Source organism: Gammaproteobacteria bacterium, from assembly GCA_013697705.1.
Lineage (GTDB): Bacteria > Pseudomonadota > Gammaproteobacteria > UBA6002 > UBA6002 > UBA6002.
The window spans coordinates 234,819-246,711 of the sequence record JACCWJ010000025.1 but is presented as its reverse complement, the minus strand read 5'-3'; the positions used below and the strand labels follow the sequence as shown (position 1 = coordinate 246,711).

At 39.9% G+C, this 11,893-nt stretch carries 11 protein-coding genes; 8 read left to right on the top strand and 3 right to left on the bottom strand.

Going from position 1 to position 11,893, the window contains the following annotated elements:
• Nucleotides 1-415: 415 nt before the first annotated feature.
• Nucleotides 416-679, bottom strand: a complete 264-nt coding sequence (locus H0U71_06435) for a hypothetical protein (GenBank protein MBA2654686.1) — start codon at nucleotides 677-679, stop codon at nucleotides 416-418.
• Between the two features lie 121 nt (nucleotides 680-800).
• Nucleotides 801-1,250: a glycine zipper 2TM domain-containing protein gene (locus H0U71_06430; protein ID MBA2654685.1), complete on the bottom strand. Its 450-nt coding sequence runs from the start codon at nucleotides 1,248-1,250 to the stop codon at nucleotides 801-803.
• Between the two features lie 135 nt (nucleotides 1,251-1,385).
• Between H0U71_06430 and H0U71_06425 the strand changes: the two genes are divergently transcribed.
• Both H0U71_06425 and phhA read left to right on the top strand, forming a co-directional pair.
• A complete protein-coding gene (locus tag H0U71_06425) occupies nucleotides 1,386-2,387 on the top strand; it encodes an adenosine deaminase (GenBank protein MBA2654684.1) in 1,002 nt (333 codons plus the stop codon).
• A 136-nt stretch (nucleotides 2,388-2,523) separates the two neighbouring features.
• Nucleotides 2,524-3,303, top strand: coding sequence for a phenylalanine 4-monooxygenase (phhA, locus tag H0U71_06420; protein ID MBA2654683.1), 780 nt, complete (start codon nucleotides 2,524-2,526; stop codon nucleotides 3,301-3,303).
• On the opposite strand, the gene H0U71_06415 is transcribed toward phhA, so the two are convergent.
• The gene (locus H0U71_06415; protein ID MBA2654682.1) at nucleotides 3,290-4,501 is read right to left on the bottom strand and encodes a hypothetical protein; all 1,212 of its coding nucleotides are present in this window, start codon (nucleotides 4,499-4,501) and stop codon (nucleotides 3,290-3,292) included. The genes phhA and H0U71_06415 overlap by 14 nt on opposite strands.
• A 163-nt stretch (nucleotides 4,502-4,664) precedes the next feature.
• On the opposite strand from H0U71_06415, the gene H0U71_06410 reads away from it, so the two are divergent.
• The 6 genes from H0U71_06410 to H0U71_06385 all read left to right on the top strand — a co-directional run bounded on the left by H0U71_06410 (nucleotide 4,665) and on the right by H0U71_06385 (nucleotide 11,884).
• On the top strand, nucleotides 4,665-5,246 hold the full coding sequence (locus H0U71_06410) for a hypothetical protein (protein MBA2654681.1): 582 nt from the start codon (nucleotides 4,665-4,667) through the stop codon (nucleotides 5,244-5,246).
• A 211-nt stretch (nucleotides 5,247-5,457) separates the two neighbouring features.
• Nucleotides 5,458-5,964 (top strand): rhomboid family intramembrane serine protease, encoded by a 507-nt coding sequence (locus tag H0U71_06405; protein ID MBA2654680.1) that lies wholly within the window; start codon nucleotides 5,458-5,460, stop codon nucleotides 5,962-5,964.
• A 117-nt stretch (nucleotides 5,965-6,081) separates the two neighbouring features.
• Nucleotides 6,082-7,050 (top strand): transporter, encoded by a 969-nt coding sequence (locus H0U71_06400; GenBank protein MBA2654679.1) that lies wholly within the window; start codon nucleotides 6,082-6,084, stop codon nucleotides 7,048-7,050.
• Between the two features lie 130 nt (nucleotides 7,051-7,180).
• A complete protein-coding gene (locus H0U71_06395; GenBank protein ID MBA2654678.1) occupies nucleotides 7,181-7,834 on the top strand; it encodes a phosphatase PAP2 family protein in 654 nt (217 codons plus the stop codon).
• Nucleotides 7,835-7,904: 70 nt separating this feature from the next.
• Nucleotides 7,905-10,310 carry a glycoside hydrolase family 18 protein gene (locus H0U71_06390; protein MBA2654677.1) on the top strand — a complete coding sequence of 802 codons (2,406 nt, stop codon included), beginning with the start codon at nucleotides 7,905-7,907 and terminating at the stop codon, nucleotides 10,308-10,310.
• A gap of 311 nt (nucleotides 10,311-10,621) precedes the next feature.
• Nucleotides 10,622-11,884 (top strand): MFS transporter, encoded by a 1,263-nt coding sequence (locus H0U71_06385; GenBank protein MBA2654676.1) that lies wholly within the window; start codon nucleotides 10,622-10,624, stop codon nucleotides 11,882-11,884.
• Nucleotides 11,885-11,893 lie beyond the last annotated feature (9 nt).

The following is an 11,893-nucleotide window of genomic DNA, read 5'->3' as shown; positions in this document are numbered from 1 at the left end:
CGACTTGATCGCGGGATCCAGGTTCCGATGCTGGATCCCGCGATCAAGTCGCGGGACGACGTAGGGGGGTGATGTCGTGGCACGAGTTGAGCTGATATCGCGGGACAACGTAGGAGGGGTAGGTGGCTGCACGCTGGAGAAGAGTGCGCACACAACGAGGTGCAAGGTAATGTGTGGAACGACGTTGAGGGCAGTCACGCGATCCCGGGACAGAGTTGATCAGAAGCCATGGAGTGACTTGACTATGAGCAAGAGCGGCAGACTCTACTCAAAGCTCAAGCTCAAGCTCAAGCTCAAGCTCACTATCAAATAGCTATTTTTGATTTTTGTCTATTTCAAAAAATAAATTTTTTAAGAGGGAATGAAAAATATTGTTAATGTTTCAAGCCGAAGCTTGAAACATTAACAAAAAAAATTACAACCAACGGCTGCGTTTTTTCATGATGTTAAAAACAACGCTTGTAACAGCAACAATTGCCGCAACATTAGAAAGAATTGACCAATATTTTGAATATCTTTCATAACGTTGTGTCAATTCATAAGGACTATTTTTGCGTCCACTTTTTTTGTCACTTGAAAGTTCTGAATTAGAACTAGATTTTAGAAAATGATTTTCTTTGCCTTGATTATGCGAAGAATCTCTCAAATTTTTTATTTGGGCACCTGTTGAACTTGCCATATATAAAACCTCCTTTTACCTTTAAAGTTAAAACGGTTTAATTATTATAGCGTATAAAAAATAAAAGGAAGTTTAAACAAGAAATAGGGAGAGTTAGACCACTCACCTCCCCCCTTTTAATTTAGTTGATACTCACCCACCTTGCACAAAAGCCATTGGGTGACATTCGATAACAACAAAAAGTTGCGTAGATTCGATCTCCATAAGGACTAGTCAGCAAACTGTGACGGCATAATCTGCCATCTCTGCTGATAAAGGTATCTGGATATCGGGGGGGATAATAATGACAAGGTCGCTGATAAGAATTCCATTCGCTATGAGGGTAGCAATGTGTGTGTCTGTAATGTTCGGCCGCATCGGCAGTATTCCCCATTTGGTTACCTACCAAGCTACCTACTACAGCTCCCCCAATAGTGGCTACCGTCCGACCAGAACCATGACCAATATTATTACCTAGAATGCCACCGGCAATGCCACCTATTACCGTACCCATATCTTGATTTGAAGCTAAAGCGGAGGTCGAACATCCTATTATTATCGTCATCCATAACATTTTAATCATTTTTTTCATAATTATGATCTCACAATAAAATATGTTATGCGTATTGTTAAATACCGAGCTATTTTATGCTGATTTTGAAAATAAGGAAACCTATTCGAGGTATGCTAAAGTTAATTCATAGGTTCAATACAATAAGGATAGAAAATGGAAGATCTTATCTGCCTTTTGCCCAAGGCCGAATTGCATATCCACATTGAAGGTACCCTTGAACCCGAATTAATGTTTAAATTAGCGCAAAGAAATAAGATAAAACTTCCCTACGCTAATGTGCAGACCCTTAAAAAGGCCTATCAATTTTCTAATTTACAATCATTTCTAGATGTCTATTACCAAGGCACCCAAGTGTTGGTTAATGAAGAAGATTTTTTTGATTTGACCTGGGCCTATTTATCCAAAATGGCCAAACAGAATGTAAAACATGTTGAACTTTTTTTTGATCCTCAAACACATCTCGCCCGAAATATTTCATTTGACACAGTTGTCAAAGGTATAATTAAAGCACTTGATAAAGCTGAGCAAGAGCTGGATATCACTTCTCATTTACTCTTATGTTTTTTAAGAGATTTACCAGAAGCTAACACCTTTGCTATTTTAGAGAAAGCACTCGATTACCAGAAAAAAATTGTCGGTATCGGCCTTGATTCAGCGGAAGTAGGCAACCCTCCATCAAAGTTCAAAAACATTTTTAAAAAAGCGAAAGAACTAGGATTCAGACGTGTAGCACATGCAGGGGAGGAAGGTCCCGTTGAGTATATCTGGGAAGCACTCAATATTTTAGATGTTGAGCGTATAGATCATGGAATTCGCTGCATGGAAGATCCCGCCTTAGTCTCATTACTGGTAAACCGACAAATACCACTCACAGTTTGTCCGCTGTCAAATGTGATGCTAAAAGCGGTGGTCTCATTGGAAAAACACCCCTTAAAGCTAATGCTAGCGCAAAATCTATGCGTGACGGTAAACTCGGATGACCCTGCATATTTTAATGGTTATATAAGCGACAATTATCGAGATGTACAAGATAAACTGCACTTAAATAATAGCGAATTGATTAGATTAGCTAAAAACAGTTTTACCGCCGCTTTTCTTACCGATCAGCAAAAAAGAAATTATATTCACTCCATTGATCAGATAAATCTACTCTAAGTATTCCGTAATACTTTCTGGGTTTATCTATAGTGCTAGTATAATTTGAATTTAATTTTTAAAAGGATTAAACCCTAACTTGCTTAGGTCGAGAAGCTTTGATAATGTTTCTAGCTAATAATAATTAAGGTAAGCCATGTCTAACTACAAAGCTAAAACACCTGATGCGTCAGGCCACGTTTCATACACCGATGAAGAAAATGAGACATGGCAGATTTTGATGGAGCGCCAAATAAAGGTTGTAGAGCACCGGGCTTGCAAGGAATTCATTGCTGGGCTTCAAAAACTAGCATTGCCTCATAATAAAGTTCCCCAATGTTACGAAGTCACTCAAAAACTACAGGAAGCGACTGGCTGGTCCGTTAAACCAGTTTCTGCACTGATTTCATTGAAAGAATTTTTTAATTTGCTGGCCAACAAACAATTTCCTGCCGCCACTTTTATTCGCACACGTGAAGAACTTGATTATTTAAAAGAGCCCGACATTTTTCACGAGTTTTTCGGACATTGTCCCTTGTTAACTAACCCCGCTTATGCTGATTTTGTGGAGTGGTATGGTAAATTGGCATTACAAACCAACGAAAAAGCGCAATCACTTCTGGGGCGTATTTTTTGGTTCACCATCGAATTCGGTTTGGTCCGATCTTCTAATGAACAATTACGGATTTACGGAGGGGGAATCTTATCTTCTCTGGAGGAGACCGTATATGCCTTAGAAAGTAACGAACCTCAGCGAGAAGCTTTTGATATTGGTAAAGTGCTCGAGACCCCTTATCGATACGACATTATTCAAAATCGCTATTTTGTTTTGAATAGCCTAGACGATCTATATAAAATACAGCAATTAGATATTGTCGGTTTGGCTAATGCTGCAGCAAACAGTAATCAACAAGGTAATGATTTTAATATTTGCTAGAAAAGAATCTGGGACCAGAGGCACCCGCCATAAGTGCATGAATCTCCTCATCTAATTCTCTCAGAATAATTAATGCCTCGGCTGATAACTTGTCAATAGCACGATTGCTTTGATCAGCTGCGGCGCTACAAGTCGCTAGAGTCTCAGCATATCTGCACAACAAATCTTCTCGACTGCTTGGTTTTTTCCATACCACTTTCTTTTGTCCTTCCTTCTTTTCACCCTCATGGTGTAGACGAGATATTTGTGCTTTCAGCTTGGTGTTTTCCGCAATTAGCTCATGGTTATGACCATCGAGTTGTTCACAACGTTGTTCCAAAGTGATAATTTTTTTTCTATTTTGAGACAGCGTAGATAACTGCTGGTTTTCTTGAGTAAGTTGCTCTACCTGTAATTCGAGATGTTGATTTCTAGCAAGCACCATTGTTTTGGCTGCAATACTCTTATTAATTTTGGTAACCAACTTCTCTAATTTTTTTTCTAGTTCTTGATTTTGCTTTGCATAAACTTTAAACGCTTCAATTTTAATTTGTTGATCCTGTATAGAGGATTGCAATTCTTGCACTTCACTCTTAAGCGCGCTGATAAATCCATCTTTTATGCCACAGAGCGCTTCATAGTCATTTATTTTTTCTTCAAAAACTGCTAAATTTGTGCTCCGCTGCAACTCTTCTTGTAACTCAACCATTTGTTGATGAACTGTTGTGTAGGTACAGAGGAGTTCCATATATTTCTGTGCAGTAAAATCATTATTTTCAAAGGGGAAAATATCTATCGCCAAGCTTTCTTCGAAAAAATACTTTTGTAAACAAAATTTTATTTTTCGGGGCAGTGCATTCCAGGAGTTCAATTGAGAAAACCAGCTAGTATTTTCGCTGGCAATTTGGCGGCATAGTAACAGCAACAGTAAATCTTTACCGGAAGTCTCAGCCACCTCTATGGCTGACTCCAAAATAGTAAATTGTTTCCGTCGCTTGTTCCATGCCGGCAGCCAAGAGTCAAATAGAGGTCTCTTGCCAAAATGTGGGCGCATTATAGAGCATATTTTTTTTAATTCATCACGAAACCGATTGCTATCAGGTTTGTCTGGGTTGATTAATTGTTCATAGATTTTTTGCAGCGCAGGAGGGAATTTTGTGCTTTTTGCCCCATCACTAATTGGATTTAACTCTCCAGAGAGTTCGTCACTTATTTCCATATTCTCTCCATCGGGTAAGATGTACAAATTATACACACAATTCTAAAGTATACAGAACAACAAACCGTTCTTTCGAGACAGAATCTACATATGCATCAAATACTTATATATTTACCATGGGATATACTATTATTTAATATATAAATGAAGGGGGGATAATTCAATGACGCCACTTCCAAAAGATGTCACTAACACAAATCTTCAATCTCGGGAATTGTCTTGGCAAGCCATAATAGCCGGCGCATTAGTCGCCTTATCACTAAGCTTTTTAATTCACACCCTAAATGCAGGTTTGGGCTTATCAGCCTTTACCACAAGCTCTACCGGTATGCTTGCATTAGGTATTGGCGCTATGTTATGGCTGATACTTACAGGTATTGTAACCATGTTTGTAGCTGGTTTTGTAGCAGGCAGGCTCGCAAGGAGATTGAATGCGGACCCCGTTTCGGGTGTGTTGCATGGATTTTTAGCATGGAGTTTAGCTTTAGTTATTGGCCTTGTACTGGCTACCAGTGTCATTAGCGGCGTGGTAAGTAGTTCTCAACAGGCAGGGAATGCAGTTCAGCACATTACCCAACAAGCTGCTTCTGATAGAGATAAAGCACTCACGCCTAGCAAATCAACAGAAAATGTAGCCAACAGTGCAGGAGTTACCGCGCTAGCAACATTCTTTGTATTTTTATTTGGCGCTGCCGCCTCAGGTGTGGGCGGTTATTATGGAGCCACCGGCTATAGAAAATGGTAGTTTAAAGTCAATTCTGAAAACGAGAGGCCTCAAATGAGACACTCTGCTTGTCAGCCCAAAAGGAATGGCCTGATAAGCAGAGGTATCATTTGTCATTCCCAATTGGAAAAGAGAAAATAGAGATTAATAAATTACCTCTTAAGGTGACTCGTTGGAAAATTTTCTCGCTCAATTGCAGGCTGCAATTAACCTTGTTAAAGAGAATATCCCTATGGCGCTCATGTTGGTGGGTATGCTATGGGCGATTCTTTTCGTAAATTGGCTAATCGGCTATCGACTTAATTTGCTTGGTATATACCCACGCCATCTATTCGGTTTAATAGGCATTCCATTACACCCTTTTCTTCATGGCGGATTCAATCACTTATTTTTTAATTCGATTCCCCTCTTTGTTTTACTTACTTTTATCTTGACGGGTGGGCTGACACATTTTATTTGCGTCACCGCCTCCATTGTATTATTAAGTGGGGGAGCTATTTGGTTATTGGGTCGCAGGGCAATTCATATTGGAGCGAGTGACTTGGTGATGGGTTATTGGGGTTATTTATTAGTGTATGCTTATAAAAATCCTTCCATACTTACGGCTATCTTAGCGCTCGTGTGTGTATATTACTTTGGCGGATTATTATTAAGCATTTTTCCTAATGAAGAGAAGGTATCATGGGAAGGACATTTATTTGGTTTATTAGCAGGCATGTCAGCCACATACTTCTGTTAACAAACATAAATCATAGCAAAACGTAACTATTCAGTACTAATTGAATTTTGCTCGAACGTTCAGTTTTGCGCTGAATAGTTACAGCAAAACAAACTAATAAACTTATTACAGGATGTGATGAAGAACTTCTTAGCGGTACTGCTAATATTACTCTGCTGGTGTCCCAGCTATGCTGATGAAGAAAAATCAGTTCAACCAGAAGATAATTGGCTACCTTATTTTTTAAGTTATTCTGTTTTCCCCTTAGCTAAAGATAGCTATGAGACTATTATTCAACCCCAATACATTCGGGATGCAGATGACTGGTTGCTTTTTCTCTATCCCCAGATTTCATATGGGGTAACAGACAGTTGGTTTGTTTATTTTAACTTTACGCCCTACATCATTCTTTCCCAACAGGGGGGCACTGTTTCCTTGAGTGGTAGAAGAGGCAAAAAAGAAATCCCGCCTGCGCTGGAAGAGAATCAGCGTACATCTGGCTTGGGGGATTGTGATTTTGGATCTCAATACAGTTGGATGTATATCAATAAATCAACCTTTAGCGCTGCTGTTCTGATCAATTTTCATATTCCTACGGGCGATATTAATAAAAATCTTACTGATGGCTTTTTTCGTTATGAACCTTATGTCGTATTTGCCAAAGACTTTATTCATGGGGGGTGGCGCACTGAGCTTTTTTCACAAACGGGTATCAGCTTAGTACAACGATTAAAGAAACACTCCTCCCCAGAAGATGACGATCGGGCTGCTCACACTTTAATCTTAGGATTTGGAATCGCGGAACGAAGCGAAAAAGTAAACCTTAGCTTAGAATATACATTGTTTAACAATACTTGGAACAATAATGGGGATGATAATGAAGCTTACCTGACGCCAGGTATTTATATCCAAGCTGCTAAAAATGTCGCAGTGGGACTGGGCGTACCTCTCGGCCTCACCAAACAGGCTAGTCAATACCAAATTATTGGCAATATTTTAGTGGATATAGATGCTCCTCAAACTGCACAAAAAACCAACAAAGATGAAAACGCTAATTCAAAAAAAATTAAATGGGATGTACAAAGACGCAAGCCTAACAAATCTTGACCTGTCGGGACTAGGGCTGCTGCTGCCCACTAACTTTATTGTCAGGGGCAATATATCCTGTTAATATGACCCACTATTTTAATTTTAATTCCCGGTGCCCAGTTAAGTGACAAGATTACCTGGTAGGCCTATGAGTAGGTTGAATAAAACTTCTTTAACAGCACTCCTATTGGGTGGCGGCTTCTATTGGTTGTCCTTCAACTTTTTTGATCAGCCTCTCGCTTATGCTTTTCATCATCTGGCGCACAACGGAACTGCCTTTTCTTTTTATCAGTCGGTGACCCTTCTTGGAGATCCCCGCTTTGCAGTTTTGTTTACCGTCCTCAGCTTTCTTATTTCTATTACGATCCTTTTTCGAGATCCTCAAAGTAAGCTGGCAAATAATTTGTTATTCATTGCAATAGCTATGCTTGCCGCCATCTTTTTAGAAACCTCTTTAAAGTTTTTACTAGGTCGTTATAGGCCGGAATTATTATTTCAAGAAGGACTGTATGGATTTCATTATTTGAGCCATCAATTTCTGATGAATTCCACCCCCTCTGGGCATACCACACGTATGTTCGTTTTAGTCACAGGCTGTTCCTTAGTGTGGAAACGTTTGACGCCCGTGTTTATTTTAGTTGGTTTATTAGTTTGTTTAAGTCGATTAGCATTAGAATTTCACTACCTAAGTGACGTTATATTTGGTGCTTTATTGGGAACCCTAGTCACCTTATGGGTCGCCAAGATCTATTATTCCATGACCATTTCCAATCCCACATTTGCTTCACTCAAATCGCGATAAATCAGTTTTATTATCTAGGATATTTAATTCAATTAGACATGATGTCTCATTAAAACAATGAGGTATATTTATGAAGACTACCCAAGACGTTAAGAATGCTTTTTACCACCTTATTTTTAATGCTAATTATCTCAATAGAGATGAAAATATACATGGAAATTTAAATGTAAATGAAGATCGACCACTTTTAGGCGGCCTACCCACGGTCTCTAGAAAGGTCAAGATAGGAGCTATTACCTGTTTTGCAGTGAGCATGGTTACGGCCACCACTGCTGTAATTGTCTATTATACGACGAAGAAGTCAGATCATCAGCCAGATGTAACTACGCCTGATATTCCCATTCCCCCGACTGGCACACCCAATTTATCATTTGAATTTAAGGCACCGGAAAAAGGAGCAGGTAGTCTCATTATCAGTAATAGTGGCGACGGCGATGCTGAAATTATTAGTATTGAATTTACGACTAACGCCGTGATAAACACACGTCCTCACGGCAATTTAGCTCCCCAAGGCGCTCAAATTCAATCGGTTAACGAGTCAGGCAATTTTATTACCTATAAACTAACGGAACCGGCCCATCCTGTCATCCTCAAAGCAAATAGTAATGGTACCTTGGGGTATTCCTTTGAGACGGCGAAAGGCTCCCTCAACATCGGCGCTCTACCGCAAAATATTACTCTTAACACTCCCGATGCTACCTATCTAGTACCTTTAACTAATCAATGTAGTGGCGATGCTTGTAACAATCCCTTTCCGAATTTTAGAGTGGGGGGTAGCTACAATGAAAATGATAATTTACGACAATTTAGTGTTGCTGACATCAATCCTAGGAAGCTAAACCAAATTTATTATGCCCCCTTAATTTGTGATGCCAATGGGAACATCGGACTCGGAAATGAAGTTATAGCAAGCGCCCAATTCCCAAGCTTGATGGCCTTACAACAAGGCTATCCTTATATGCGGATTTCATTGTCTATCAATGGTAGCACGCCTGATGCCTGGTCTGCGTTAGCCACAAGTCCCAGCGCGAGAACTGCCTTCAGTAACAATATTCTAGGTATCCTGGAACAATATAACTTTACCGGAGTGGATATTAATTGGCGCCCTAAGCAGGCAGATGGCAATAATATGGTTTTTTTATTCCAAAATATTCGTCAGACGTTAAATCAAAGCGGTAAGCAATATGACCTTAGTTTTTCCGGTCCTTCCAATCCTGCAGACATTAATCTCTTGGGTTATAGGTTGCGCGACGCAGTAAGCTACGTCGACCAATTCAATATTAATGCTTATAATTACAACTCTCTCCTCAGTGATTATCAATCCCCGATGAACCTACCTACCAATGACCCCAATGGTTTTACGAAGTCGGTGAATTCTTCTATATCGCTTTATCAGCATTATCTAGTGCCAAATAATAAAATTTCTTTAGGCATTACGTCTTCTTATACTGGAAACAATGTGGCTACGATGAACAATGATGGCATTTGGCAAACCATCACTGGAACCCCCAATGGACAATTTGAACCGGGTGTTTTTGATTATGCTTGTGTAATGACCAATAATTGCTACGGAGGCAATCCTTTTCCCTCTAATTGCCAAATCATCAGTGAGCAGCAAGCCCCCTTTGGACAATATGCCATGACACCGCTCGCAATTTGCCCTGAAAATTCGAGTGTTTTCTCAGGAGAGTCCGTATCTTCTGTTACCACTAAGACAGGATCTGCACTGAACCTGCAACTCAAGGGAGTTTCGCTTTCCCTCGGAGGTGACATTCACAATAATGATAATTTGTCCTTGTTGACGGCTATCAATGAAAAAATACTTACGGGCACAGCGACTGATAATAATAATTATCAGCGACTACCTGAATCCACCATTACTAATGAACAGGAATGGCAGGCATTTACCCAAACGTTACAAGGATCGCTGGCAAGCTCATTTTTAGGAGGAATCGGCTACTCTGTCTTCTTTGCATTAATCGACAAATTAACAGACGCTATTTTGGCCAAGATTTTGCCGAAGGATGAAAATAGCTTGATGCAGGATTCTAACCTCTACTACTTGCTCAAAACAATTGTTTACACCACCACGCTTTATGTTATTGGATCCCCCGTATTGCCTGCCTTAGGTGGAAAATTATTAGGTGATTACCTAATAAAATTATTGGATTTAAAGGGTGTAGACTCCATGACTGCGGGATCATTAACTTCATTTTTAGTTAATTTAAAATCAACTCCAGAGCTTCATTCACCACTGGGGATAGCCTATTCTGCTATGACCTGTCTTGCGAGTTTCTGTGGCGGCCTCACTGTTTTTGCTATGCAAACAAAAAAAATCTCAAGCCATACCGACACACTGTATCAATCCGCTAGGAAGTGGTATCAGAATATGGGTCTGTTTGCGACTACAACGGGAACAGACGAAAGTTCTAGGAATGCGTCAGATGTAGAGATAGAGCAGAATTGCACTGTTTAGCCAATCCCGGCAATTGAACTTGTAACTATGTCGTTAACTTGTTATATTTTTTGCTTAAACTCAGGGTACTAAAATGATCTTCAGCATCAACAAAGTCCATGCAATGTTAAATGTGGTGGTCAATTCCACTACGAGGTGTGGGCATATGTTGTAAAAATACAACAAACCAAAAACCCCGCACCTCCTCAGAGCTGCGGGGTTTTTTTTTGAGCAGTAATAGGTAAATACAAAAGTACAACCCCTGCTCTCTTATAAAAAAGGTAAGAGAAGTTGGCCTAAGGAGGAGTCCGAAGGACGAACGAGGTAACCAAATGCAAATAGAGAAAGCAGATAAAAGCGACTCATTTTATTCTTGGCTAGTATGGTTTCTAGCAGCCGCTTTTTTCTTTTATAAATATCTACTTCAGGTTTCGCCCAGCGTAATGAGCGATGAATTGATGCGATCATTTCACGCAACCGGCGCCCAGCTCGGCAATTTAGCTGCTTGTTTTTTTTATTCTTATCTTATTTTACAAATTCCAGTCGGCATACTTCTTGATCGTTTCAACCCAAAATACATTACTACCGCAGCTATTCTTATTAGCGCCATTGGCGTCTACCTGTTTTCAGAAGCAATTACCATTACTGATGCCTATATCACTCGAGGCATTATCGGTTTGGGAGCGGCATTTGCTGCGGTTTCCTGTTTCAAACTCATTACCATTTGGTTTCCTCCGAAACGATTTGCATTACTAGCCGGTCTCAGCATGACTGCGGGTATGTTTGGAGCCATTGGCGGTCAGGCGCCTTTATCCATTTTGGTTAAAAATTTCGATTGGCAAATTGCCATGAAATACATTGCAGTGCCGGGATTTATGCTCGCTATTTTATTTTTTCTGTTAGTCAAGGAACGAAAATTTCAACGAAAGGATTTAAACGAGCCCAGACCGACCTTAAAAACACAACTAGCGACTGTCCTTAAATGCAAACAAACCTGGATTTTATCTTTTTATAGTGGTTTAGCTTTTGCCCCTATTTCAGTCTTTGGCGGCCTCTGGGGAGTTTCTTTTTTAAAACAGGCTTACCATTTATCACCTACAGCAGCAGCCTCAACTATTTCTTTTATATTTGTGGGTTTTGCCATTGGTTGCCCTATTTCAGGATGGTTATCCGATCATCTGCAGCGTCGAAAACCACTTATGTTTATCGGAACTTCTTTGGCCATAATATCGCTCAGCGTGGTCCTTTATCTCCCTCAAGCTAATGCAACACTGCTTAGTATCTTGTTATTAGTGTTTGGATTGGGAGCCAGTTGTTTTTTTCTCTGTTTCTCCATGGTAAGAGAAATCAATTCCCTGATGGTGGCGGCTACCGTACTCGGCTTCATGAATACATTTGATTCTGTATGTGAAGCATTATCTGAGCCTTTTATTGGTAAAATGCTGGATTTTGGTTGGGATGGAACCTTAGACCATGGGGCAAGGATATTTTCATTACGAGATTATCACCTTTCTTTATCAATCCTCGTTTTCTATCTAATTGGGGCGCTCATCTTTCTATTCTTCACCAAAGAAACCTTCTGTCGACAAAAGTAATTGTCGATT